Raw genomic sequence first — 24,324 nt, 5'->3', positions numbered from 1 at the left:
CCGCGGGGAGCCCAGGATGGAGCCGGTACGGGTCACGATCGAGCGCGGCGTGATGACGGCCACGCTCGCCGATCTCGACAACCGCAACGCGCTCGGGGCGGCGCTGGTCGCCGGCCTGCGCGAGGCGCTGCAGGCCGCCAACGCCGACCCGGCGATCCGCGCCCTCGTCGTGACGAACGAGGGCACGACCTTCTGCGCCGGCGCCAACCTGAAGGAGCGCGCGGGCGCGCCCCGGGGCCGCGCGGGGCTCGGCGCCTTCGAGGAGCTCCTCGGTGAGATCCAGCGCTCGCCGACGCCGGTGGTCGGGCGCATCGCGGGCCACGTGGTGGGCGGCGGCAACGGCCTGGCGGCGGCGCTCGACATCGCGATCGCGGCCGACGACGTGCACTTCGGCTTCACCGAGGTCCGGCTCGGCGTGGTGCCGGCCATCATCTCGGTGGTGTGCCTGCCGAAGCTGCGCCGCGGCGACGCCCTCGAGGTCTTCCTGCGCGGCAACCGCTTCCCCGCGGCGCGCGCCGCCGAGCTCGGCCTGATCAGCCGCGCGCTGCCGCGCGCGGAGCTCGACGCGGCCGTGGACGAGGTGCTCGCGGACCTGCGCAAGGGAGGGCCCCAGGCGCTCGGCGCCGCCAAGCGCCTGGTCTACGAGGTGCCGGCGATGCGCGACGAGGAGGCCTTCGCCTACACGGGCGCGCTCTCGCGCGAGCTCTTCGCCGGCGACGAGGCCCGCGAGGGCATGGCGGCCTTCCTGGGCCGCCGCCCCGCCGCCTGGGCGAAGCAGGAGCCCTAGCGTGTTCGAGCAGGTCACCGACTTCCTCGCCGAGAGCGAGGCGCTCCACGCGCTGCTCGCGCCGCTCGCCGACCGCGACTTCGAGCGCGAGACCCAGTTCCGCGGCTACACGATCGGCGACGTGGTCGGGCACCTCCACCACTGGAACGTGGCGGCCGACCTCTCGCTGCGCGACCCGGAGGCCTTCCAGGCCTTCTTCGCCGGGATCGCGCAGGGCATCGGGGCCGGGCGCCGGCTGCCGGAGCTCTGCCGCGAGTGGCTCGCCGGCCTCGCCGGCCGCGCGCTGCTCGAGGAGTGGCGCCGCTTCGCGCACGAGCTCGCGCGGCACTTCGGCAGCGCCGACCCGAAGGCGCGCGTGCGCTGGGCCGGGCCCGACATGAGCGTGCGCTCGAGCATCACGGCGCGCCTCATGGAGACGTGGGCCCACGGCCAGGAGGTCTACGACGTGCTCGGCGCCGAGCGCACCGACACCGACCGGATCCGGAACATCGCGCAGCTCGGGGTCGGCACCTTCCGCTGGACCTTCGTCAACCGCAAGCTCGAGGTCCCGGCCGAGGTGCCCTACGTGCGCCTGCGCGCGCCCTCGGGCGCCAGCTGGGAGTGGAACGATCCCGGGTCGGCCTCGCGCGTGGAGGGCGACGCCACCGCGTTCTGCCAGGTCGTGACGCAGGTCCGGAGCATCGGCGACACGCAGCTCGTCGCGACCGGCGAGAGCGCCCGGCGCTGGATGGCGATCGCGCAGTGCTTCGCCGGGGCCCCCGCCGACCCGCCCGCGCCGGGCACGCGCTTCCGCCAGCCGCGCTGAAGCGCTTCGCGCCGCGGGCCCCTCCTCGCGCGTCGCGCTCCGCGGGCGACGACGCCCGGCAACCTCCTCAGCTCGCCTCGAGCACCCGCTGCCAGGCCTCCTCCAGGCCGCGCTGTCGCAGCTCGGTGTCCAGGAAGGCGCGGTCGAGCTCCAGGCCTGCCGCCAGCATGGCGCGCACGTCGCGGAGGTGCTTCTCCGAGCTGCCCTCGCGCCAGAACTCGAGCTTCCGCAGGATCACGTACTCGGGTGGCGCCAGGGCGAGCTGTCCCTCGCCGAGCCCGACCCGGCGCCGATGCGCGAGCCCCCAGCGGCGCAGGGGGTCGCGCGCGGCCAGGTAGACGTCCGCCCTCATCCCGCTCGCGTGGTGGATCAGGTTGAAGTGTCCTCGCGCCGGCCGCGCGCACTCGAGACGCAGCACCTCGAGGGGGGGGCGGTAGAACTCGGAGTCCGGGAAGGCGGCGAGGAGGTCCGCGGCGCGCTCGGCGCCGAGGTCGAGGACGATGTCCACGTCGAGCGTCAGGCGTGGCTCGCCGTAGATCATCGAAGCGACCGAGCCGGTCACCATGTACGGCAGGTCGAGCGCCTCGAGGCGCTCGACGAAGAGCTCAATCCAGCCGGGCGCTGCCATGGAGCTGCCAGGCGCGGAGCCGCCGCTGGATCGACGCGTCGTCCTCGCCCGGATGCTGCTGGCGCAGCCAGGCCTCCTTCAGGGCCAGCGCCTCCTCGCGCAGGCGCCGCGCGATCTCGAGCTTGCGCGCCGGGGGGAGGCCGGCCAGCACCCGCATCTGCTCGGGATCGGGACGGTCCGGGGGGCTCATGGTGCGGCGGAGGGTACTCGCCGTGCACACGGCCTGCCGTCGGGTCCGGACGGGAGGGCCGCGGCGCGGGCGCGCCCGCGAGGCTCCGGCTGGCTCAGCTCGCCCGCAGCACCGGCGCGCCCGCCGAGCGCACCTGCTCGTACGCGGGCGGCTCGCCGACGGCGAGCTCGCGGCGGATCTCGTCGATCGGGCGCTCGAGGAGCGCTTCCCAGTCCTGGTCGACGAGCCACGCCGCACGCCGGCCGCGCTGGAAGCCCTGGCGCACCAGCCGGCCCATGTCGGAGCGCCAGCCCGCTCCCCAGAGGATGCGCGCGACGAGGTAGGCGATGCCCGGGCTCCGCGTCTGGGGCAGCGTGAAGGCGAGCACCGCGGCTTCGCCGCGCAGGTCGCGGTCGTAGCCCGCGAGCACGTGGAAGATGTCGTGCATGTTGAGGAGCCGCGTCGTGAAGACGCGCTCGTCGTCGCCGGCCGGGTCCGCCATGCCGAGCTGCGAGCGCGCCATCCCGGCGGCCTGCGCGAGGCCCTGCGCGCCGATCTGCTCGCGCGCGAACCAATCGCCGATCGCCCGGCCGAGCGATCCCGGCGGCATCGCGCGCAGGCGGTCGAGGTCGCTCAGGATCGCGTAGAGGTCGCGGCGTTCGCGCAGGATCGCCGCGGAGCGCGGCGAGCGGCGGAAGCGCTGGAAGAGGCGCTTGCCCGAGTTCCCGGCGAGCGCCCCGACCACCACGATCGCCTGCGCCGTGTCGTCCGGGTTGTCGACGAGCTTGCGCATGGCGCGCAGCGCGACGAGGGGACGGATCCGGTTGCGCGCTTCCATGGGATCGCCTCCTGCGGAACACCCGAGGGCGCCCTCGGCAATCGCGGGCACGCCGCTGCGTCCCAGGGTGCGACGAGCACGCTAGGACCGTGGGCCCGGGCGGAATATGACGTTCGTCATACCGGAGGTGCGCCCCGTGAGAGGGCCGCGTCCCTTCAGCGGGTGCCCGGCGCGGGAGGCGGCAGGCCGCCCTCCAGGCTCGCTCTCCGCAGCTCGGCCGCGGCGAAGCGCCGGATCGGCTCCACGCCGCTCGCAGCGGCGTCCTGCAGGACGGCCCGCGCCGGCTCGCTGCCGATCTGGGCGAGCGCGCGCAGCGCCGCTCGCGCGACACGCTCGTCGGGATCGCCCGTTGCCGCGGCCAGCGCCGGAACCTGCTGTCCGTGCCACGGCTCGCCCAGGGCCGCTGCCGCATCGCGGCGGACGAGGGGATCGGGGTCGCCGAGCTCCCCGGCGAGCCAGCGGGAGAGCCGGGGATCGCGCGAGCGGCCGGCGGCGCGCGTCAGGGCGGCGCGCTCGCCCGGCGCGAGCGGCTGGCCGGTGAGGGCGAGCAGGTGGGGCGCGGGCTCGAAGCCCCCCTGCCGCTCGAGGAGGCCGGCGAGGACGATGCCCTCGGCCACCGGGAGCGCCGGCACCAGCGCGGCGAAGGGAGCCATCTCCCCGGGGTCCTGGAGGAGGGGAGCCCGCCCGAGGCGGATCCACTCGCGAAGCGCGTCCTCGCGAAGCCGGGGGTCGGCCGCGCGCAGCTCGCGCAGGAGGATCGCCCGGAAGCGGGCCGTGCCCTCGCTTCCCTGCGCCCCGCGGAGCGCCAGGTACTCGCGCACGACGGCGACGAGCTCGTCGCCGTGGGGACCGAGCCGCCACTCCTGGCGGGGGTCCTGGAGCGAGGCGAGCGAGAAGCTGCCGGCCCGCTCGAGCGGGCTCGCGAGGTGCTCGAGGAAGAGGAGCGCGCGCTCGCCCGCCGCGAAGCCCGGGGAGCCCTCGGCGTGCGACGTGATTTCGAGGTGCGGCGACGGTGCCACACCGAAGAGCGTCGACAGGACCTTCACGGGGAAGACCTCGTGGCTCTGCGAGCCGTCGCCGGCGCGCCCCTGCCGGCGCGGCCCTTCGAACTCGACGACCACCGCCAGGTCGCAGCGCGCGGCCAGCTCCCGCAGGCCCTCCGCTCCGTAGGCCAGATGGGCCCGGGCCGCCGCCGGCCCGGAGAGCAGCGCGGCAGCGAGGGCGAGGAGCCGGAGCCGGAGCCGGGTGCCGGGAGGCCCGTGCGTCCGGGGCCGTGCCTTCACTCGTTCGTCTCCTCGAGCAGGGGCTCGAGGAGGCCCCGGAAGAGCGGGTCGGTCCCCGGGCCGATGTTGTTCAGGAAGACGGTGCCGCAGTCGAGCGTGTCGAAGAGGGGGCACGACTCCGGGTCCCCGAGGACGGCCTCGGCGAAGCACAGGAAGCAGGTCGGGTTGAACTTCTCCTCGGGCATCTGGTAGCCGAGCTCGTCGTTGGCGAGTCCCGCCACGAAGCGGTGCTCGGCCCGCGTCATGAGCGCGCGGTAGCCGTCGCCGATCTGGGGGTCGAGTTCGTTCGGGGTCAGCACGACCTGCGCCGGCCCGATCCGCAGCACGTGGACCTCGCTCAGGAAGGCCACGTCGAAGGGTCCCTGTCCGGGTGCCGGCGTGACCCGCCGCCGCCCGAGGAGCCCGAAGCCGCCGAGGAGCGCCATGCCGGGGTTCTCGATCGGGACCTGGACGGGCGCGACCGTGCGCAGCTCGATCTCCGGCGCCCCGAGCCAGTCGTGGCTCGCGTCGAGCGCCTCGGCGGCCCGCTCGGCGAGCAACGTCCCCATCCGCTCGGCGAACGCGAAGGTGTTGTACGGGATCTCGTGCCCGGGGTTCGCCGGGTCGGCGAGGTCGACCCGCGGGCTCTGGAGCACGCCCACGTCGGCGCTCATGTGGATCGCGGTCCCACCGTAGCGGGCCTCCAGGACCTCTCGCGTGTAGTGCGGGAAGTCGGAGCTCACGAGCGTGTTGTCCCCGCCCAGGGCCTCCGGGTGGCTGGCGAAGTTCACGAGGGTCGCGATCACCTCGCGCTCGGGGTGGGGCCCCGGCCCCGGCGCGCGCGCCCCGCGCCGCCGGCCGTGCGCTCCGTGCTCCCGGCGCTCGCGGATCTGGAAGGAGGGCACCGTCGGGTTGGTGAACTCCTGCCCGTCGTCGCCCTGGACGACGATCGTTCCCTCCCGGCCGATCGGTGCGAGGTCGATCGTGAGTGCCTCGAGGATCTTGGTGTCGCGCACGAGATCCGGGTGGGGCGGCAGCGAGGCACCTCTCGTCGATCCCGTCGCGAACTTGATCTTGGCGGGCGTGAGCCGCGTCGAAGCCTCGCTCACGCAGTCGGCGATCTGCTGGTTGACGAAGTCCAGGTATCCGAAGTCGACACCCGGCGTGAAGAGGTTGGGGCCCCAGAGCCCGAGCGTGTCGGCCGACTCGTGGGTGTGGGTGCTGGTCACGAAGATGGCGTCGAAGCCGAGGGCCGGGTCCACGAGGCTCCGGGCCGCCAGGACCTCGTTGTGGAAGTAGCCGACCACGTCGAGGGTCACGAGGGCGAGCTTGATCCCCGCATCCTCGAGCACGACCCCCCGCGCCCAGGTGTCGTCGTGGACGCCGGTGGCGGGCCGGTTCTGGTCGAAGCCGGCGATGTAGACGGGGTCCGAGTGGTTCACGCCCGCGATGGGCGTGATCCGCCTGGCGCAGGCCGCCGCGCGGAAGCCCGGGCGGTAGGTGAAGCGGGCTTCGCGGTGGGTCTCCGGGACGCCGTCGCGGTCGAGGTCGGCGTCGAGGAGGAGCGTGTGGGGGCCCTGTCCGAGCAGGCCCGAACGCAGGCGCGCCTTGGCGAGCGGCCCGTGGACCGTGAACTGGTCCGTGACGTCGGTCGCCGGTCCGGATCCGGCCCGCAGGGAGACCTCGAAGGGCGGCGTCGGGACGCGGGGCGGGCCGAGCGCGATCACCACCCGGACGTCGCCCGCGTGCTCGAGCACGGCGCCGTCGCGGGGGTGCAGGATCGCGGCGCCGTCCCGGCAGCGCCCGAAGCCGAGCCCCGAGGCAGCGAGCACCGCACAAGCCAGGAGCAGGGTTCTCTTTCCGTTGGTCATGGCGACCTCCCTCGTGGGCTCGGCGGGCCGGGCTCCGCACCCGGGGGCTCGGCTACATCCCGAGCTCCCGCGCGATCATCTCGCGCTGGAGCTCGCTCGAGCCTTCGCCGAGCTCGAACACCTTGCAGTCGCGGTAGAGGCGCTGGATCGGCGAGTCCGCCAGGAAGCCCGCCGCCCCGTGGTAGTGGAGCGCGCGCTCGGCGATCTGCGTACACGCCTCGGTGGCATAGAGCTTCGCCATGCTCGCCTCGCGGCCGTGGGGGAGGCCGCGGTCGGCCGCGAGCGCGGCGCGGTGGCAGAGCAGGCGCGCCGCCTCGATCCGCACCGCCATGTCCGCGATGCCGAAGCGCACGGCCTGGAACGACGCGATCGGCTGCCCGAACTGCACGCGCTCGCCGGCATGGGCGCGGGTGGCTTCGAAGGCCGCGCGGGCCACGCCCGTGGCGAAGGCCGCCGAGGCGATCCGGCCGAGGGTCAGCGTGCGCAGGGCGTCGAGGAAGCCGTGGTGCTCGCGGCCGATCCGGTGGGCGCCGGGCACGCGGCAGTCCTCGAAGACGAGCTCGGCCATCTCCGAGGCCCGCACGCCGAGCTTCGCGAGGGTGCCCGCCACGCGGAAGCCCGGCCGGTCGCGCTCGACGAGGAAGAGCGAGAGGCCCTTGAGCTTGCGCTCGGGGGCGGTGGAGGCCACCACGACGAGGAAGTCGGCGATCGGCCCGTTCGTGATGAAGAGCTTCGCGCCGTTCAGGACGTAGTCGCCGCCGTCGGCGACGGCGCGCGTCGCCACGCTCCCCGCGTCGGAGCCCGCGCCGGCCTCGGCGAAGGCCCAGGCCCCGATCCGCTCGCCGCGCAGGGCGGGCGGCAGCCAGGCCTGCTTCAGCGCCTCGCTGCCGAAGGCCTCGAGCGCCGCGCAGGCGAGCGCCATGTGCACGTAGACGCCGAGCGCGATGCCGGCGGAGCCGTAGGCGAGCTCCTCGCACAGGATCGCGTAGTCGAGGTTCGAGCCCCCCGCTCCCCCCACGGCCTCCGGGAAGCGCAGGCCCAGGTACCCGAGCGTGCCGAGCTTCGGGAAGATCGACACCGGAAAGCGTTCCTCGGCGTCGCAGCGGGCCGCGATGGGCGCGATCTCCTTCGCGACGAACTCGCGCAGCGCGCGCTGGAGCTCGCGCTGCTCGGGCGAGAGGTAGAAGTCGGGCTCGGCCATCTCAGCGCCCCTGGAAGGCGGGGGCGCGCTTCTCGTCGAAGAAGGCGCGCACGCCTTCGCGGTGGTCCTCGGTCTGGATGCACTGCACCTGGGCGAAGACCTCGTAGTCGAACTCGGCGTTCCGATCGAGGTCGAGCGAGCGGCGGATCGCGCGCTTGGTGAAGGCGAGCGCGATCGGCGGGCCGTTGCGGAGCTGCGTGGCCAGCTCGGCGACCGCCCCGTCGAGCTGCGCCGCCGGCGCCACGCGGTGCACGAGCCCGAGCGCCAGCGCCTCGTCGGCGCGCACGAGCCGGCCGGTCATCATCATCTCGGTGGCCGCGCCGAGCGGGATCAGGCGCGGCAGGTAGTAGCCGGCCGCCATGTCGCAGCCGGCGAGCCCGATCCGCACGAAGGGCGCACCGAGGCGGATCCCCTCGGCGGCCACCCGGAAGTCGCAGGCGATCGCGAGCCCGAAGCCGCCCCCGACCGTGTCGCCCTGGAGGCGCGCGATCACCGGGATGTCGAGATCGGCGATCCGGCGCACGGGCTCGAGGTAGCGCGCGACGATCGGCGCCCACTCGGCGGGCTTGCGCTCGATCATCTCGCTGCGGTCGGCGCCGGCGCAGAAGGCGCGCCCTTCGGCGGCGAGCACGAGGACGCGGTCGCCACCGCGCGCGACGGTGTCGAGCGCCTCGACGAGGGCCTCGAGCATGGGGAGGCTCAGCGCGTTCAGGCGCTCGGGCTGGGCGAGGGTGATCGTCGCGATGCCGTCCTCGCTCGTGAGTCGCAGGGGGGCCGTCATGGGATCTCCAGGGGCTGGTAGGCGCAGGCGAGGCCGCGGCCGGCCACGGTCGCGCCGGAGGTGTCGTGTGCGCCGGTGTCCACCCTCAGCGCTCCAGGCCGAAGGCGCGCAGCGCGTTGTCGCGCACGATCTTGCGGTAGGCGGTGTCGGAGACCCCGAGGGCGCGCAGCTCCCGGAGCGTGCGGTCGAAGGTGAGGAGCGGGTAGTCCGTCGCCCAGAGCACCTTGTCCTGGCCGTAGCCGCCGGCGAACTTCACGAAGGACTCGGGCCAGTGCTTGGGCGCGCGCGCGCTGGTCTCGATGTAGACGTTCGGGTGCTTCCAGGCGAGGATCATCATCTCCTCGTGCCAGGGCTGGCCCAGGTGGCAGCCGAGGATCACGAGCTCCGGGAAGGCGAGGGCGACCTCGTCGAGGTAGATCGGGCGCCCCGCCTCGGAGGGCAGCAGCGGCCCGGTGTGTCCGACCTGGATCGCCACCGGAAGCCCGAGCTCCACGCACTTGGCGTAGACCGGCCAGTACATCTTCTGGTTGGGCGGCGCGCCGACCGTGCCGTCGCCGTAGGCGTAGGGCTCGAGGCGCAGGCCGCGCAGGCCGAGCCCGGTCGCGAGCCGTTCGATCTGGCGCACCACGTCCATCGGCTTGCCGCGCGGGTCGACGGTCCCGACGCCCGTGAAGCGGTCGGGGTGCTTGCCGCAGATCTCGGCGACCTCCTCGTTCGTGATGATGTGGTGGTTGCCGTAGCCGAAGGCCGAGAGCAGCAGCCGCTCGACGCCCGCGGCATCCATCTCGTCGAGGATCTCCTCGACCGTCATGCCGCGCTCGAAGAGCGGCAGCGTCCCGTAGCGCCGGAAGATGGAGAGGAACTCGGCGGGCCAGCGGTCGAGGGTGCCGGGCCGCACCAGGGTGGCCCAGGCGTCGATCGCGCGGACGGTCTCGGGCATCGCATCTCCTTCGCTCGGCCTCGGGGCCACGGGGTCCAGGCCTTCCTTTCTATCAACTTGACAAAAAGACGTCAACTGTTAACTTGCCCCTCCGATGAGCGACCACGCCGCCGCCGACGCTCCGGGCCGCACCCGCGACGCCATCCTGGAGGCCGCGCGCCGCCGCTTCCTCCGCTTCGGGCCGCGCAAGACGACGGTCGACGAGGTGGCGCGCGAGGCCGGCTGCTCGCGCACGACCCTCTACGCGCACTTCCGCAACAAGGAGGACCTCTACCGGAGCCTCCTCGAGCAGGACGCGGAGGCCTTCATCCGCGAGGCCTCGGCCGTGCTCGAAGCCGAAGGCAACGCGCGGCGCAAGATCCGCCGGATCGTCGAGATCACGCGCCGCACCTACGCGCGCAACCACGTGATGCGCCTCGCCCTGGCCGGCGACGCCGAGATGACGCTCGAGCCCGTCGCCCACGCCTTCACCCGCGACCAGGAGCGGCGCATCGTCGATCTCCTGCGCCAGGTCCTCGAGCAGGGCGTTGCGGAGGGCTCGCTGCGCGCCGTCGACCCCGAGCGGGTCGCCTACCTGATGTTCCACCTCGGGAGCTTCCTCGTCGAACGCGAGGCGTCCGGGATCGGCGACTACGACTTCGACGAGATCATGTCGGTCATGGACGACGTCTTCTCGCGCGGCATCGCGAGCGAGGCGGCGCCGCGCGGCCGGCGCCGGTAGCGGGAGGTCCACGCGGTGGCGTTTCCCGAATGGAGCGAGGAGCACGAGGCCTTCCGCCGGACCGTGCGGAGCTTCGCGGCCGAGCGGATCCGGCCGCACGCCGAGCGCTGGCAGGCCGACGGCCACTTCCCCGACGCGCTCTTCCGCGAGGCCGGCCAGCTCGGCCTGCTCGGCGTGCGCTTCGATCCGGCGTGGGGCGGGAGCGGGCTCGACTACTGGTACACGGTGATCCTCGTCGAGGAGCTCGTGCGCGGCCGCGATCTCGGCTGCGTCGTGGGGCTCCTCGTGCAGTGCGAGATGGCGACCTCCGTGATCCACGCCCACGGGAGCGACGAGCTGCGCCGCGAGTGGCTCGTGCCCGCGATCCGCGGCGAGCGGATCGCCGCGCTCGGCGTGACCGAGCCCGGCGGCGGCTCCGACGTCGGGTCGCTCCGGACGAGCGCCAAGCGCGACGGCGACGACTACGTCGTGCGTGGCTCGAAGATCTTCATCTCGAACGGCGCGCGCGCCCACTTCGTGACGCTCGCGGTGCGCACCGGCGAGCCCGGCCCCGGCGGCGTGAGCCTCCTGGTCTGCCCGACCGACGCCCGGGGCTTCTCGGTGGGCCGGCGGCTCGAGAAGGTCGACCTCGAGTCGAGCGACACGGCCGAGCTCTTCTTCGACGACGTGCGCATCCCGCGCCGGAACCTGATCGGCCAGGAGGGCCACGGCTTCCGCTACATCATGGGCGCCTTCCAGGGCGAGCGCCTGGTGCTCGCGACGATGATGAACGCGCTCTGCCGCGACGTGCTCGAGGAGACGCTCGCCTACCTGGCGGAGCGCCGCGCCTTCGGGCAGCCGATCGCCTCGATGCAGGCCTGGCGCCATCGCATGGCGGACCACATGACGGAGCTCGAGGCCTCGGAGCTCCTCACCTACCGCGCCGCCGGGCAGCTCGCCGCGCGCGATCCCGAGGGCGAGGTGGGCGTCAGCATGGCGAAGCTCTACGGCGCCGGGCTCGTGCGCCGCCTGCTGCTCGACTGCGCGCACGCCCTCGGCGGCTACGGCTTCATGAAGGAGAGCTACGTCGCGCGCGCGACGCGCGGCGTGCAGAACTGGGGGATCGGCGCGGGGACGAGCGAGATCATGCGCGAGATCATCGCCAAGCGGCGCATGCCGGCGGCAGCGCGCGCGTGAGCCGGCGCGCCGTGATCGCGGGCGTCGGGCACACGGCCTTCGGGAAGCTCGCGGGGCGCACGGCCTGGGAGCTCGAGGCGGAGGCGGCGGCTGGCGCCGTCGCCGACGCAGGGCTCGAGCCGGCGGACGTGGACGGCCTCCTCACCGACCCGGGCCCGGCGCAGGGGATCCTCGACGGCATCACGCCCCACTTCCTCCGCCTCGGCGCCCAGCTCGGCCTCGCCCCCGACTTCGCGGGCTCGGAGCTCCTCGGCGGGGCCGGGAGCGTCGCGATCGTCGAACGCGCGGCGCTCGCCGTGGAAGCGGGCCTGTGCTCGGTGTGCCTGTGCGTCTACGGCGACAGCGCCCTCTCGAGCCCCGGCTCCTACGGCTACGGGCGCGGCGACGAGGCGGCCTTCGGTTTCTTCGGCGCGGTGGGGCTCCACGCGCTCGCGGCGCGCCGCCACCTGCACCGCTACGGCACCCGCCCCGAGCAGCTCGGGGCGGTGGCCGTGGCCGCGCGCGCGCACGCGGCCCGCACGCCCCACGCGCAGCTGCGCCAGCCGATCACGATCGACGACTACCTGGACTCCGAGCCGGTGGTCGAGCCCCTGCGCCGCCTCGACTGCTGCCTCGTCTCCGACGGCGCCGCGGCCGTGGTGGTGACGACCGCCGAGCGCGCGCGCGACCTCGGGCGGCCGGCGGCCCGCATCCTCGGCCACGCGCAGGCGCACCGCCTCGCGACCTACACGTCGCCGGAGCACTTCGAGACCCTTCCCGCGGCGCGCTGCGGGCCGCGCGCCCTCGCGCGCGCGGGCCTCGGCGTCGCGGACGTCGACGTGGCGCTCCTCTACGACTGCTTCACGATCGTGGTGCTCCTCCAGCTCGAGGACTACGGCTTCTGCAAGAAGGGCGAGTCGGGCGCCTTCGTCGAGGGCGGGCGCATCGGGCCGGGCGGGAGCCTGCCCCTGAACCCGAGCGGCGGGCTCCTCGCCGAGGGCTACGGCGGCGGCATGCTCCACGTGATCGAGGCGGTGCGCCAGCTCCGCGGCGAGGCGGAGGGCCGCCAGGTCCCGGACGCCGAGGTGGCGCTCGTCTCGGGCCACGGCCTCGGGATGAACACCCACGCCACCCTCGTGCTGGGGCGCTGAGCGCGATGGCCGGCGCGCCCCCGCTGCCGCGGCCGGACCCGCTCACGCGGCCCTTCTGGGAGGCGTGCCGCCGGCGCGAGCTCGTGGTGTCGCGCTGCGAGGCCTGCGGCCACGCCTTCCTCCCGCCCGGGCCCTGCTGCCCGCGCTGCTGGAGCCGGCGGCTCGCCTGGCGGCGCGCCTCGGGGCGCGGCCGCGTGTGGAGCTTTGCGGTGTACCGGCGGACCTACGACCCCGCGCTGCCCGCCCCCTACGTCGTCGCGCTCGTGGAGCTCGAGGAGGGCGCGCGCCTCGTGTCGAACCTGGTGGGCTGTGCGCCCGAGGCGGCCCGCGTGGACCTGCCGGTGCGGGTGCGCTTCGACGAGGTCGGCGAGCTCGTGCTCCCGCGCTTCGAGCCGGCGCCGGGCGAAGGGGAGCGCCCGTGACGATCCGCTTCGAGCGCGAAGGCCCGCTCGCGATCCTGACGATCGACCGCCCGGAGGTCCACAACGCGCTCGACCCCGAGACGAGCCGCGCGCTCGCCGAGGCCTGGATCCGCTTCCGCGACGACGACGAGCTGCGCGTCGCGATCCTGACCGGGGCCGGCGAGCGCTCCTTCTGCGCGGGCGCCGACCTGCGCGGGGTCGGCGCGTTCTACCGCAGCCAGACGCCCGCGCAGCGCCTGCGCCGCGCGGAGCAGGAGCCGGGGCTCGGCGGGCTCACGCGGAACCTCGCGATCGACAAGCCGGTCCTCGCGGCCGTGAACGGCCACTGCCTGGCCGGCGGGCTCGAGCTCGCGCTCGCCTGCGACCTGCGCATCGCCGCCGAGCACGCGAGCTTCGGCCTGCCCGAGGTGACGCGCGGGATCGTCCCCGGCGCCGGGGGGACGCAGCGCCTCCCGCGCCTCGTCGGGCCCGAGCGCGCGCTCGACCTCATCCTGACGGGCCGGCGCATCGACGCCGCCGAGGCCCTGCGGATCGGGCTCGTGAGCCGCGTCGTCCCGCCCGCGGAGCTCCTCGCGCAGGCCCGGGCCCTCGCCGGCGCCATCGCCGACAACGCCCCGCTCGCGGTGCGCGCGGCCCGGGCCGCCGTCTGGCGCGGCCTCGACCTCGCGCTCGAGGAGGGCCTGCGCCTCGAGCAGCTCCTCGCCGAGCCGGTGCGCCAGAGCGAGGACGCCCAGGAGGGCCCGCGCGCCTTCCTCGAGAAGCGCAAGCCCGAGTGGAAGGGGAGATAGCGCGATGCCGACCCCCCGGCGCCGACACATCGGCGAGTACGTCGCCTCCGGCGACTGGAGCGACTACTGGACGACCCGCATCAGCCGCGCCGAGAGCGGCCGGATCCGGGTGCGCGGCTACCCGGTCGAGGAGCTGATCGCGGGGCTCTCCTACACCGAATCGGCCTTCCTGCTCCTGCGCGGCGAGCTCCCGGACGCGCGCGAGAGGGCGCTCTTCGACCTCGCCCTGCGTGCCGGCATGGACCAGCAGCTCGTCAGCTCGGCCGCCTGCGCCGCGCGCTTCACGGCCTCCGCGTTCCCCGATTCGGCCGTGCCGGCGCTCGCGAGCGGGCTCCTCGCGAGCGGCTCGGTCACGGGCTCGCCGCAGGAGCCGGCCGAGATGCTGATCGAGGCGGTGGGCTGGCATCTCGCCGACGACGCGGCGGCGGCCGCGCGCGCGATCGAGGCCTGGCTCGAGAGGCGCGGGGCCGTCCCGGGCCTCGGCCATCCCCTCCACAAGGCGGCCGAGCCGCGCGCGGAGGCCGTGCGCCGGCTCGCGCGCGAGCACGACGGCTGGCGCGCGCACGGGCGGGTGCTCGACGCGATCGAGGTCGAGCTCGCGCGGCGCAAGGGCCGCCCGATCCCGGTGAACCTCGCCGGCGCCCTCGGCGCGCTGCTCGCGGACCTCGGCTTCGACCCGCTCGCGATCGGTGGCCTCGGCGCGCTCGGCTACGGGATGGCGCTCCTCGCGCACGTCGTCGAGGAGATCCGCGAGGGCGTCCCGCTCCGGATCATCCCCGACGCCCTCGGCGCGCACTACGCGGGCCCGCCGGAGCGGCACCTCCCGAAGGGCCGCCGCGGGGGCCCGCCGTGATCCATCCCTACGCGCACTACCCGGCGCGCGCCGCGCAGCGCTGGCCCGAGCGCACGGCGCTCGTGGACGGCGAGCGCCGGCGGAGCTACCGCGAGCTCGACGAGCGCGCGACGCGCCTGGCGCGGGCGCTCGTCCGCCTCGGCCTCGGGCCGGGCGAGCGGGTCGCCGTCCTGCAGGAGAACCGGATCGAGTACGTCGAGACGGTGATCGCCGTCGCGCGCGCGGGCGGCGTGCTCGTGCCGCTCCTCGGCGCCCTCACGGGCCCCGAGCACGCCTTCCTGGTGGAGGACGCCGAGGCGCGCTTCGTCGTCGCGCTCGACGCCGGGGCGATCGCGCGCGCGCGCCAGGCGGCCGGCGCGCGGGCCGCCGTGCTCGCGCTCGGAGCGGGCGAGGGCGCCGGCGACCTCGCCGCGCTCGCCGATCGCGAGTCCGCCGAGCCGCTCGCGATCGACCGCGCGCCGGGCGCGCTCGCCCAGATCCTCTACACCTCCGGCACGACGGGACACCCGAAGGGCGTCACCCACAGCTACGCGAGCGTCTCGGCGGCGATGGGGGCCTGGGCGGGCCTCTTCGCGATCGGGCCCGAGGATCGCCTGCTCGGCCAGCTCGCGCTCAGCCACTTCGGCGGGCGCGCGATGGACGCCTGCTGGATCGCGGGCGCGACGCTCGTGATCCTCCCGGGCCCCGACCCGAAGGCCACGCTCGGCGCGATCGCGCAGCACCGCGTCACGCTCGTGCTCGCGATCCCGACGCTGCTGCGGATGCTCCTCGACCACCCCGACGCCCCGGGCGCGGACCTCTCGAGCCTGCGCGCGGTCGTGTATGCCGGGGCCCCCGCCTCGCCTGCGCTCGTGCGCCGCTCGCTCGAGCGCCTCGGGCCCGTCCTCCACACGGGCTTCGGGCAGACCGAGGCCTACGGGCTCAACACCTGGATGGGCCCCGCCGAGCACCTGGCCGCCCTCGAAGCGGGCGGCGAGCGGCTCGCCTCCGTGGGGCGCGAATGCAGCGCCTTCGCGCAGGTGCGGATCCGGAGCGAGGACGGGCGCACGCTCGCGCCCGGCGAGGTGGGCGAGATCTGCGTGTGCGCGCCCTGGACGACGCCGGGCTTCTGGAAGCGCCCCGCCCTCGACCGCGAGCGGCTCTCCGACGGCTGGCTGCGCACCGGCGACCTCGGGCGCATGGACGAAGCGGGCTACGTCTTCCTCGCCGACCGCAAGGAGGACAAGATCATCACGGGCGGCTTCAACGTCTATCCGGCCGAGGTCGAGGCGGCGCTCGCCGAGCACCCCGCCGTGGCCGAGTGTGCCGTCTTCGCGGTCCCCGACCCGAAGTGGGGCGAGGCGATCCGCGCCGCCGTGACGCTCCGGCCCGCGGCGCGCGCGACGCCCGAGGAGCTGCTCGCCTTCTGCAAGGCGCGCCTCGCGCGTTTCAAGGTGCCGAAGGCGATCGAGCTGCGGGCCGAGCTTCCGAAGAGCGGCGTCGGGAAGATCCTGCGGCGCGCGCTGCGCGAGCCCTACTGGAAGGGCGAGGCGAGCGGCGTCCACGGCGCCGAGTGAAAGGCGGGGCAGGGCATGCAGGCAGTGCGTCTCCACGCGGGACCGGTGGTGCAGGTCGAGGAGGTGCCGGAGCCCGCGCTCGGGCGCGGCCAGCTCCTCGTGGCGGTGCGCGCCGCGGGCCTGTGCGGCACCGATCTGCACGCGGCGCACGGCCGCCTGCCCGTGCCCGCGCTGCCCGTCGTCATGGGCCACGAGGGCGCGGGCGTCGTCGAAGCGGTGGGGGCGGAGGTCTCGGGCGTGGCCCCGGGCGCGCGCGTGCTCCTGCTCCCGAGCGAGACCTGCGGCGCCTGCGCCGCCTGCGAGGCCGGCCACCTCGGGCTCTGCCCCGAGGCCCGGATCTTCGGGATGGCGCGCGACGGCACCTTCGCGGAGAAGATCGCGGTGCCCGCCGCGTGCGTGCTCCCGCTCCCGGCGCAGGTCTCCTTCGAGCACGGCGCGATCCTCGCCGACGCGGTGGCCACGGCCTACCACGCGGTGGTGAGCCGCGCCGGGGTCGCGGGCGGCGAGCGGGTGGCCGTGATCGGCTGCGGCGGCGTCGGCTACCACGCGATCCTCCTGGCCCGGCTCCTCGGCGCGAAGACCGTCGTCGCCGTGGACGCGAGCGAAGGGGCGCTGCGGCGGGCCGCGGCCGCCGGCGCGGACGCCGGCGTGGACGCGCGCGCGCCGGACGCGCGCCGCGCGATCCGCCGGGCGGCGGGCGGCGAGGGACCGGAGGTCGTGATCGAGTACGCGGGCCGCCAGGCGTCCGTCGAGCTCGCGCTGGCGTCGGTCGCGCGCGGCGGGCGCGTGGTGGTGGGCGGTGTCGGCATGGAGTCGCCCGCGCTCGGCCCGCTCGTCTCCTTCGTCGGCAAGGAGATCGGCGTCCAGGGCTCGATGGGCTACACGCGCGCCGAGCTCGCGCGCGTGGTCGAGCTCGCCGCCTCGGGCCGCCTCGACCTCTCCGGCTCGATCACGGGGCGCTATCCGCTCGCGCGCGCCCGCGAGGCGCTCGACGACCTCGCGAGCCGCCGCGGGGACCCCGTGCGCCTCGCCCTCCTGCCCGGAGCGCCCGCGTGAGCGGCGGGGTCCGGGCGCGCGCCGCCGTGGCGCCCGGACGCGGGGCGCCGCTGCGGATCGAGGAGGTCCAGGTCCGCGACCCGGGGCCCGGGGAGGTGCGCGTGCGCATCGCCGCGTGCGGGATCTGCGCGAGCGACCTCCACGTGTGGCGCACGGGCGAGGGGATCGGCTTCCCGGCGGTCCTCGGCCACGAGGCCTCGGGGGTGGTCGAGGCGACCGGGTCCGGTGTCACCCGGCTCGTGCCGGGTACGCCCGTCGTGCTCGCCTGGATCCCCCGCTGCGGGCAGTGCCGGGCCTGCCGCGCGGGCCGCACGCACCTGTGCGCGGCGATGCGCACCCACGGCGACGACGGCTCGCTCTCGCTCGGCGGCCGGCCGCTCGGCCGCTACATGAGCGTGTCGGGCCTGTGCGAGCGCGTCGTCGTGGGCGAGCGCTCCGCGATCCCGGTGCCCGGCGACCTCCCGCTCCGCTCGGTCTGCTCGATCGGCTGCGGGGTCGTGACGGGCTTCGGCGCCGCGGTCCTCACGGGCCGCGCGCAGGCGGGCGAGAGCGTCGCCGTCTTCGGCTGCGGCGGGGTCGGCCTCTCGGCCGTGCAGGGCGCGCGCATCGCGGGCGCCGCCCGGATCTTCGCGGTCGACCCGAATCCCGCGCGCCGCGCGCTCGCGGGCGAGCTCGGCGCGACGGATCTCCTCGCGCCCGCGGACGGCGACCCGGTGGCCGCGATCCACGCGCGCACCGGGGGCGGCGTCGACCTCGCCGTCGAGGCGGTCGGTACCGGCGCGGCGGCGCGCCAGGCCTTCGACGCGCTGGCGCCCGGCGGCCGGGCCATCGTGGTCGGGCTCCCCTCCTTCCGCGAGGAGATCCGGGTGCCCATGATCTCGCTCCTCCTCGACAAGTCGCTCCACGGCTCGATCCACGGCTCCGCGGACCCGGCGCGCGACTTCCCGGAGCTCTTCGCGCTCGCCCGCGCGGGCGCGCTCCGTCTCGAGGAGATCGCGGGCCCCGACTTCCCGCTCGAGGCCGCAGGCGACGCCTTCGAGGCGCTCGCGAGCGGGCGCGCGGTGCGCCCGCGGGTGGTCTTCGGCGAGCCGGCCGCGTGAGCGGCCTTGGGCTCGTCCTCTCCGGCGGCTTCCTGCGCGGCGCCTTCCAGGTCGGGGTGATCGAGGCCCTGCACGCGCAGGGCCTCCGCTTCGACGTCGTGGTCGGCGTGTCGTCGGGCGCCTGGAACGCCGCCTGCGTGGCCACCGGCCAGATCGGCGAGATGCGCCGCTTCTGGCTCGCGGTGGCGCGCGCCCCGAAGCTGCGCCTCGGGAACCTCTGGCGTCACGGCACGCCGTCGAACTTCCCCGAGATCGTGCGCCGGATCCCCATGCGCTCGCTCCGCTTCGAGCGCCTCGCGGGCTCGGGGATCCGGCTCCGGATCGGCGCCTCGTCGCTGCGCGAGCGCCGCCTCCACTTCTTCGAGCGCTGGGAGCACCGCGAGGCCTTCCTCGCGAGCCTGATGGCGGCCAACTACCTGCCGGGCGTGTATGGTCGCCCCGTGCGGATCGACGGGCGCTACTACGCGGACGGAGGCCTCGTCGACAACGTCCCCTACGAGGCCGCGCTCGAGGCCGGCTGCCGGCGGGCACTCGTCGTCGTGGCCGATCCGCAGGGGCGGATCCGCAAGCGCCTCCTGGCGCGCCGCCCCCACGCGCTCGCCGCCGCCGAGCGCGAGCGCGTGGTGGTCCTCCATCCCGCGGCGCCGCTGCCGATCGACCGGCTCTCGGCGAGCACCGACGCCGTCCTGCGTTGCATCGACGCCGGCCACCGGGCCGTCGCGCGCGGGCTTGCCAGCGGCGCGCTCCCGAGCGACCGGGCGGCCCCGGAGCCGTGAGGAGGTGATCCGTGCTGACGACCCTGGAGGAGTCGGGTGGGGTGGCCGTCCTCACCCTGGCCCGGCCCGAGAAGCGCAACGCCCTCTCGGCGGCGCTGCGCGCGGAGCTCGTCGAACGCCTCGACGCGCTCGAGGCGAGCGACGCGGTGCGCGCCGTCGTGCTGACCGGCGCCGGGCCGGCCTTCTGCGCCGGCTTCGACCGCTCCGAGCTCGGCGCCGGGATGGTCGAGGTCTTCGCCAGCGCCGTCGCCTATCACCGGCGCGTCTATACCTTCGCGAAGCCGCTCGTGGCGGCCGTGAACGGCCCCGCGCTCGGCGGCGGCTGCGACCTCGCCGCCCTGTGCGACCTCCGCCTCGCGGCCACGACGGCCGTCTTCGGCCAGCCGCAGGTGCGCTTCGGCGCGCCCGCGCTCTACGAGCTGATGCGCCACGTCCTGGGCACCGGGGCGGCGCGCGAGATGTGCCTCACCGGGCGGAGCTACGACGCCCGCGAGGCGCTCGCGATCGGCCTCGTCGGGCGCGTCGTCGAGCCCGCGGAGCTGCTCGGCGCCGCGCGCGAGCTGGCCCGGAGCATCGCCGCGCTCCCCGCCGGCCTCCCCGAGGCCGCCAAGCGCAGCTTCCTCGCCCACCAGCCCCGCCTCTTCGAGCCCTGACCCTTCGAGCCCCGACCCACCGGGCGCTCGCCACCCAGGAGGTTCCCATGCAGCGCAACGAGCAGGTGATCCGCGAGTTCATCGCCGCCTGGTCGCGTCTCGACGCCGACGAGCTCGCCGCCTACTTCGACGAGGACGGCCTCTACCACAAGGTCACCGTATCCGATCAGGTCGTGGCGACCTGCTTCGAGTTCTATGGGTTCCGCTTCGTCCTGTGGCTCGCCGGCGGGCCGATCCCGTCGAACCTCCTGGAGCTGTTCTCGGACGAGGAATGGCGGCGGGCAGTTGCCCACCCTCGGCCCAGCGGAATCATCGCGAGCAGCGGCGAGCGCATTTCCCAAGTAGTGAACTTCAGGTGGTAGCCCCCGAGGAGGACTCACTTGTGGACGACGTCGATCGAGCGTTCGAGGCTTGGCTATCCGAGAGCGAATGGTACGAGGACTATCCGACCGATTTGGGCCGGTTCTACGAGGCGGTTCTGGCACTACGGGCGGCCGGCCAGGGCTCGTCGGACCCGGCGGTCATGCGGGCGCTGGTCCGCGACGAGATCGATTTCCGCCACCCGGATTTCCCGGAGCAGGACCGAGCGAGGATCGCCGAGGACCTGGGCGGGCGAGCCGCAGCGGTCTGCGAGTTCCTGTCCCTATACGCTCAAGGCCTCCTTGCGCCGCGTTCCGGCTGCGGGATGACTGATTTCTGCATCGGCGTTTTCCAGTGTCTGGTAGTAAGCTTGGGCGCGGGGAGGCAAGGGCGATGCGGGCGTCAACCGTCCGGCGCTGGTCGACGTGGGCTGTCCTCGGTGCGGGGATCCTCTCTGCCTGGGCCCCCGCAAACGATTCCGACGCAGTCGATTCCGTCGAAGAACTCCTGCGGTCCTACGAGGCGCCAGCGGAGCCTCCGCCCAACGCGCATCCGACGCTCGGGGGCGGTTGGGAGTGTGACTGGGGCTTCCAGCGCGCCGCCGATGTCTGCGAGCCGATCAGCGTTCCCGAAAATGCCAGCTTGAACCCGATCGGTAACGGCTGGGTTTGCAACTGGGGTTACTACCTATCAGGCGACGGGTGCCAACGGGTGGAAGTGCCCGCTAATGCGCGGCCCCGCCTGTTCGGCAACGGTTGGACTTGCGCTCGAGGCTTCGTACGTGAAGGCGATCGCTGCCTGCCAGTGACAATCCCGCCGAACGCGCAGCTCGACACCTTAGGGCGTGGCTGCGTATGCAAGCCCGGGTTCATTCGGCTCGGGAACGCTTGCTTCTCCTTCGCGGCCGATCCGCAGTTGCCGACCTACCGGGCGCCCACGATGCCCCCGGTTTGGCTCGGGACTGGAGAAGGCCGCGAGTACGACGTCTCGGGGACGTCGGACAGCGGCGACTACGTGAGCGGCACCGTCGAGAAGTCAGGCGACGGCGAGGTCGAGGGATATCTGGAGCTAGAGGACGGCAGGACGGTCTACTTCGAGGGCGAGTGGGACGGACCCGGTGAGATCGAGGACTACGACGAGGACGGAAACCACTACGACCTCGAGGTAGACTGGAGGGTGGCACTCAACGCAATCCTGCGAGCCGCAGAAGCGACGCTCGCGGCGCCGCGCTGGATCCTCTAGCGTGCGCGCCGTGCGAGGCCCCCTCCGATGCGACCATCCGTTGGCGGGAGCGGGCATGGCCGATCGACCGTCCGCGGGCTTCGAGCGCGAGGCCGACCTTCAGGGGGCACTCGCGAGTCCGGAGGTGCTGGGCGCCGCGCTCGATGAGATCGGGTTTGGTGGCTTCGATCGCGTGCTCGCCAGGCGCGAGGTGCCCGTCGGAGGATGCATTCCCGACCTCGTCGTCGTGGGCTTCGCCGGGGAGCCGTGCCTGGACGTCTGGCCGCGGCGGCGCACGTACCGGCACGCCTACGTCGTGTCGATGCTCCGGCGGCACGGGCGGCTCCGTCCGGAGACGATCGCGGCCAAGGCATTCGCTCCGCTCGACCGGATCCGTCCTGTCCTGGACGACCTGCTCGCCTCGGGAGCGATCTGCCAGGCCGAGTCGGGAGCGGTCTCGCTCTCGCCGTCCCTCGCGGAGAGCGACGCCGAGGTCGTCGCGGTCGAGGCGAAGCTCCGCCGGTGGCGGGAGGCCCTTGAGCAGGCGAGTTCATACGCGACCTTCGCAAACCGCGTTCTAGTAGCGATGGACGCGGCCGGAGCGCCCAGCACGCCGGAGGCGCTAGCGGCCTTCCGGGAGCGCGGAGTCGGGCTGCTCACCGTCCGTTCGGGGACGGTCGAATGCCTGGTCCCGCCTCGGCGATCGAGCCGAAGGGCGGATCCGCAGTGGGACTATCTGGTCTCCTCGGCGGCGGCTCCCGGCCCTCAAACCTTGTGGCTCAAGCGGTAGCCGCTGAAGGCCTCGAACCATTCCGAGACGTGGGAGAGCCTCGTCTTCGCGCCCGCCGGGAGAGTCGTTCCCGCCCAGGCGGCCGTCGCCTCCGCGTCGCGGAGCCATGCTTCGACGTGGGCGAGCTGGGCAGTTCCGACGCCGAGCGCGGTGAGCCTCGCGTCCATCTGTACGGCTGATTGGAGGAAGTGAGTGATCGCAGCCGTCGCGTTGGACTTGGCGTACCGCCAGTCGGGCAGCGTGTTCGAGGCGACGCCTTGGGCTGCCGCGGCGAGTAGGCCGCCGCAGGCGGGTGTAGGGTCGGCGATCCTGGAGAGGTCGGCCTTCGCCAATGCGTCGAAGTCCGCCTCAAGGTTCACGTCCAGGGCGGAAGGCTGGCTCCAGTAGAGCGGGTACACCGCACCGCCCGCCACCGTATCCCCCAGGCGCAAGCGGTGGAGGCTCTTGTACCAGTTGCTCGCCCACCACGAGGCACCGGCTGCCCTACACGCCAGCGCGAAGGCTCCGACGAAGTTCACCCCGACTTGGAGGTTGCAATCGTTCGCGAATCGGTGGACGAGGTAAAGCAACGATCGGAGAGTGCGAGAGCTGCCGCACTGGCGGGCGTTGGGGTCTTCGCCGCTTTGCTCGAGGACCAGGTAGATCCCGTTGACCTCGCGCGCGCTCACCTGGTCCAATAGGAGGCCCAGGATAGGATTCTTCGACGGGTCAGCGAACACCAGTGCGCGATCGGAAATCGCCACCGTCGCGTAGATCGGGGCGTCGACGCCTTCGAGGAACTCTAGGTGCCTCAGTCCGGCGTCGAGCCACTCGAGTTCCGCGGAGTAATCCGACGTGAAGTCGACGGTGAGGGGGCTCGGGAGGATGACTGCCCAGGTGTCCAGTCGGACCTGGAAGTCGATGCATTCGCGCACGCCGGCCTCGATGGCCTGCGGATCGCCGGGCAACGTGCCCGGCCAGATCCGTCGGATCCTCTGGCGCGCGGTCTCCATCCATTGCGATTGCCGGTGCTGGCCACTGTCGAACGCGGGAAGGTCAGCCACACCGAACCAGGGGTACGTCGCGAGCTTGGCGCAGTGATCCGTCGCCCTCGTGGCGTCGAGCCCGGAGAGGTAGAGCTGCGGATCGAACAGGCGCTGCTCGAGATACGGGTAGCGTCGGAGCTTGCGTCGTTCGAGCTGGTGGCGGGGCATCGCGCTGCAAAGGATCAAGCCTCCGTCGGGCGTGACGGACGGGTCGAGCGCGAACCGGTATCCGACGTTGACAAAGAACAAGGGACGTTCCTCCTCTCCTAGGGGTGGAATGCCGCGAGTGCGGTGAGGATCGCCGGCGGCAAGGGCCGACGGTACGGATCGGGGTCGAGCATGCGGCGGACCAGGTCCGCGTGGGCCCACGCGGCGAGGGCTGGGACGAGGGTCTGGTGGAAGGGCTGGGCGAGAAGTCGGTTCTGATCGCGACCGGTGGGGTGCGTTCCCGACGCAGCCTCGAGGAGCACGACGCCCAGCGCGAAGACGTCTGACTTGCAGGAGAGGGCCTTGGCGCACTGCGCCTGCTCGGGGGAGAGGTAGCCGCGCGTCCCCCAGGTCATCCCGGCGGCGGTGAGCGAGGACTCGTCCAGGTGCCGCGCGAGCCCGAGGTCGATCACGCAGGCCCGCCCGTTCTGGCGCAGGAGGATGTTGCCTGGCTTCAGGTCGCGGTGGACGATCCGCCTCTTCCACATGGCGCCGATCGCCTCCGCGACGTCGAAGCAGAGGACGCCGAGTTCGCCGCCACCGAGCGCGCGCTCGCCTGCCAGCACGTCGTGAAGCGGCGCCCCGTGGACGAACTCGGTCGCGACGACGTGGAGGTCCTGTCCCTGCGCCTGCACGATCCCGTGCCAGAGGGGACGGACGATCGAGGGGCAGGCCAGCTCGTGGAGCGCGGCGACCTCTCGCTCGATTCGCTTCTCGACCTGGCCCGGCACGTAGAGCTTGATCGCCGCGGGCGCGCCGTTCGCGGTCCCGCTGTAGACGACGCCTTGTCCGCCGTCCGCCAAGAGCGGACCGAGGGTGAGATTGGGCGGGAGCAGCGGCGCCACGTTCGCGGCGTCCTTCAGCCAGTTCTTCACGGTGCCGTCCCTCGACTGAAGCGGACGTGGCACGCGTGGGCGCGCTCGTCGGCTCGCGGCGTGTTCGGGCTTGTGGCAGGAAGGCGGGGGGAGCTGGGGGGCAGGTTAGGGGCGTACGGAAATCTGCGCAACGCTGGCGCGTGTCGCGCCCGCGCACCTTTCCGCGCCCTTTCCGCCAGTTTCGACGATGCGCAGGTTCGGCGGATAAGTGGTGGAGCCGACGACCGGATTCGAACCGGTGACCTGCTGATTACGAATCAGCTGCTCTACCAGCTGAGCTACGTCGGCTGAGGTCGCCGCGGGGGCGGCGGGGCGGGGAGGGCGGCAAGGTAG

26 protein-coding genes and 1 tRNA gene are annotated in these 24,324 nt (G+C 74.1%); 16 read left to right on the top strand and 11 right to left on the bottom strand.

The annotated features are described in order from the left end of the window. Positions 1 to 16: 16 nt before the first annotated feature. Both OZ948_17930 and OZ948_17925 read left to right on the top strand, forming a co-directional pair. The gene (locus tag OZ948_17930; protein MEB2346609.1) at positions 17 to 787 is read left to right on the top strand and encodes an enoyl-CoA hydratase-related protein; all 771 of its coding nucleotides are present in this window, start codon (positions 17 to 19) and stop codon (positions 785 to 787) included. Position 788: 1 nt separating this feature from the next. Further along, entirely contained in the window at positions 789 to 1,592 is an 804-nt protein-coding gene (locus OZ948_17925) for a TIGR03084 family metal-binding protein (GenBank protein MEB2346608.1), read from the top strand. A gap of 67 nt (positions 1,593 to 1,659) precedes the next feature. Here the strand turns inward: OZ948_17925 and OZ948_17920 are convergent, their stop codons facing one another. The 8 genes from OZ948_17920 to OZ948_17885 all read right to left on the bottom strand — a co-directional run bounded on the left by OZ948_17920 (position 1,660) and on the right by OZ948_17885 (position 9,282). After that, positions 1,660 to 2,220, bottom strand: a complete 561-nt coding sequence (locus tag OZ948_17920) for a hypothetical protein (GenBank protein ID MEB2346607.1) — start codon at positions 2,218 to 2,220, stop codon at positions 1,660 to 1,662. Next, the gene (locus tag OZ948_17915) at positions 2,198 to 2,410 is read right to left on the bottom strand and encodes a hypothetical protein (protein ID MEB2346606.1); all 213 of its coding nucleotides are present in this window, start codon (positions 2,408 to 2,410) and stop codon (positions 2,198 to 2,200) included. The genes OZ948_17920 and OZ948_17915 overlap by 23 nt, the downstream gene beginning before the upstream one ends. Positions 2,411 to 2,504: 94 nt before the next feature. Beyond that, positions 2,505 to 3,227 carry a Coq4 family protein gene (locus OZ948_17910; GenBank protein MEB2346605.1) on the bottom strand — a complete coding sequence of 241 codons (723 nt, stop codon included), beginning with the start codon at positions 3,225 to 3,227 and terminating at the stop codon, positions 2,505 to 2,507. Positions 3,228 to 3,382: 155 nt separating this feature from the next. Further along, entirely contained in the window at positions 3,383 to 4,510 is a 1,128-nt protein-coding gene (locus OZ948_17905) for a HEAT repeat domain-containing protein (GenBank protein ID MEB2346604.1), read from the bottom strand. Beyond that, complete coding sequence (locus OZ948_17900; GenBank protein ID MEB2346603.1) at positions 4,507 to 6,360, bottom strand: hypothetical protein; 1,854 nt, start codon at positions 6,358 to 6,360, stop codon at positions 4,507 to 4,509. The genes OZ948_17905 and OZ948_17900 overlap by 4 nt, the downstream gene beginning before the upstream one ends. Before the next feature lie 52 nt (positions 6,361 to 6,412). Continuing rightward, complete coding sequence (locus OZ948_17895) at positions 6,413 to 7,561, bottom strand: acyl-CoA dehydrogenase family protein (GenBank protein MEB2346602.1); 1,149 nt, start codon at positions 7,559 to 7,561, stop codon at positions 6,413 to 6,415. 1 nt (position 7,562) lies between these two features. Next, on the bottom strand, positions 7,563 to 8,342 hold the full coding sequence (locus tag OZ948_17890; protein ID MEB2346601.1) for an enoyl-CoA hydratase-related protein: 780 nt from the start codon (positions 8,340 to 8,342) through the stop codon (positions 7,563 to 7,565). An 85-nt stretch (positions 8,343 to 8,427) separates the two neighbouring features. After that, positions 8,428 to 9,282, bottom strand: coding sequence for an amidohydrolase family protein (locus OZ948_17885; protein MEB2346600.1), 855 nt, complete (start codon positions 9,280 to 9,282; stop codon positions 8,428 to 8,430). Between the two features lie 94 nt (positions 9,283 to 9,376). Between OZ948_17885 and OZ948_17880 the strand changes: the two genes are divergently transcribed. The 14 genes from OZ948_17880 (at position 9,377) to OZ948_17815 (ending at position 21,884) form a co-directional block, all read left to right on the top strand. Then, positions 9,377 to 10,003 (top strand): TetR/AcrR family transcriptional regulator, encoded by a 627-nt coding sequence (locus OZ948_17880; protein ID MEB2346599.1) that lies wholly within the window; start codon positions 9,377 to 9,379, stop codon positions 10,001 to 10,003. A gap of 15 nt (positions 10,004 to 10,018) precedes the next feature. Further along, the gene (locus tag OZ948_17875; protein MEB2346598.1) at positions 10,019 to 11,179 is read left to right on the top strand and encodes an acyl-CoA dehydrogenase family protein; all 1,161 of its coding nucleotides are present in this window, start codon (positions 10,019 to 10,021) and stop codon (positions 11,177 to 11,179) included. Beyond that, entirely contained in the window at positions 11,176 to 12,309 is a 1,134-nt protein-coding gene (locus OZ948_17870) for a thiolase family protein (GenBank protein MEB2346597.1), read from the top strand. The genes OZ948_17875 and OZ948_17870 overlap by 4 nt, the downstream gene beginning before the upstream one ends. Before the next feature lie 5 nt (positions 12,310 to 12,314). Further along, on the top strand, positions 12,315 to 12,731 hold the full coding sequence (locus OZ948_17865; GenBank protein MEB2346596.1) for an OB-fold domain-containing protein: 417 nt from the start codon (positions 12,315 to 12,317) through the stop codon (positions 12,729 to 12,731). Continuing rightward, positions 12,728 to 13,519 carry an enoyl-CoA hydratase-related protein gene (locus OZ948_17860; protein MEB2346595.1) on the top strand — a complete coding sequence of 264 codons (792 nt, stop codon included), beginning with the start codon at positions 12,728 to 12,730 and terminating at the stop codon, positions 13,517 to 13,519. The genes OZ948_17865 and OZ948_17860 overlap by 4 nt, the downstream gene beginning before the upstream one ends. A 4-nt stretch (positions 13,520 to 13,523) precedes the next feature. Continuing rightward, the gene (locus OZ948_17855) at positions 13,524 to 14,372 is read left to right on the top strand and encodes a hypothetical protein (protein ID MEB2346594.1); all 849 of its coding nucleotides are present in this window, start codon (positions 13,524 to 13,526) and stop codon (positions 14,370 to 14,372) included. Continuing rightward, complete coding sequence (locus OZ948_17850) at positions 14,369 to 15,928, top strand: AMP-binding protein (GenBank protein MEB2346593.1); 1,560 nt, start codon at positions 14,369 to 14,371, stop codon at positions 15,926 to 15,928. The genes OZ948_17855 and OZ948_17850 overlap by 4 nt, the downstream gene beginning before the upstream one ends. Positions 15,929 to 15,943: 15 nt before the next feature. Next, entirely contained in the window at positions 15,944 to 16,984 is a 1,041-nt protein-coding gene (locus OZ948_17845; protein MEB2346592.1) for an alcohol dehydrogenase catalytic domain-containing protein, read from the top strand. Further along, entirely contained in the window at positions 16,981 to 18,084 is a 1,104-nt protein-coding gene (locus OZ948_17840; GenBank protein MEB2346591.1) for a zinc-binding dehydrogenase, read from the top strand. Before OZ948_17845 ends, OZ948_17840 begins: the two co-directional genes overlap by 4 nt. Beyond that, the gene (locus OZ948_17835) at positions 18,081 to 18,860 is read left to right on the top strand and encodes a patatin-like phospholipase family protein (protein MEB2346590.1); all 780 of its coding nucleotides are present in this window, start codon (positions 18,081 to 18,083) and stop codon (positions 18,858 to 18,860) included. Before OZ948_17840 ends, OZ948_17835 begins: the two co-directional genes overlap by 4 nt. A gap of 11 nt (positions 18,861 to 18,871) precedes the next feature. Next, positions 18,872 to 19,513 carry an enoyl-CoA hydratase/isomerase family protein gene (locus OZ948_17830; GenBank protein MEB2346589.1) on the top strand — a complete coding sequence of 214 codons (642 nt, stop codon included), beginning with the start codon at positions 18,872 to 18,874 and terminating at the stop codon, positions 19,511 to 19,513. Positions 19,514 to 19,560: 47 nt separating this feature from the next. Then, positions 19,561 to 19,875: a hypothetical protein gene (locus OZ948_17825; protein ID MEB2346588.1), complete on the top strand. Its 315-nt coding sequence runs from the start codon at positions 19,561 to 19,563 to the stop codon at positions 19,873 to 19,875. 913 nt (positions 19,876 to 20,788) lie between these two features. Continuing rightward, positions 20,789 to 21,115: a hypothetical protein gene (locus OZ948_17820; GenBank protein MEB2346587.1), complete on the top strand. Its 327-nt coding sequence runs from the start codon at positions 20,789 to 20,791 to the stop codon at positions 21,113 to 21,115. A gap of 55 nt (positions 21,116 to 21,170) precedes the next feature. Further along, complete coding sequence (locus OZ948_17815; GenBank protein ID MEB2346586.1) at positions 21,171 to 21,884, top strand: hypothetical protein; 714 nt, start codon at positions 21,171 to 21,173, stop codon at positions 21,882 to 21,884. On the opposite strand, the gene OZ948_17810 is transcribed toward OZ948_17815, so the two are convergent. The 3 genes from OZ948_17810 to OZ948_17800 all read right to left on the bottom strand — a co-directional run bounded on the left by OZ948_17810 (position 21,860) and on the right by OZ948_17800 (position 24,279). After that, positions 21,860 to 23,158: a hypothetical protein gene (locus tag OZ948_17810; protein ID MEB2346585.1), complete on the bottom strand. Its 1,299-nt coding sequence runs from the start codon at positions 23,156 to 23,158 to the stop codon at positions 21,860 to 21,862. The genes OZ948_17815 and OZ948_17810 overlap by 25 nt on opposite strands. A gap of 17 nt (positions 23,159 to 23,175) precedes the next feature. After that, on the bottom strand, positions 23,176 to 23,991 hold the full coding sequence (locus OZ948_17805) for a serine/threonine-protein kinase (protein MEB2346584.1): 816 nt from the start codon (positions 23,989 to 23,991) through the stop codon (positions 23,176 to 23,178). 212 nt (positions 23,992 to 24,203) lie between these two features. Next, a tRNA-Thr gene (locus OZ948_17800) sits at positions 24,204 to 24,279 on the bottom strand. Positions 24,280 to 24,324: the final 45 nt, after the last annotated feature.

The organism is Deltaproteobacteria bacterium, from assembly GCA_035063765.1.
Lineage (GTDB): Bacteria > Myxococcota_A > UBA9160 > UBA9160 > PR03 > CAADGG01.
The sequence above is the reverse complement of the archived record's forward strand: the minus strand, read 5'-3'. Positions and strand labels throughout refer to the sequence as shown.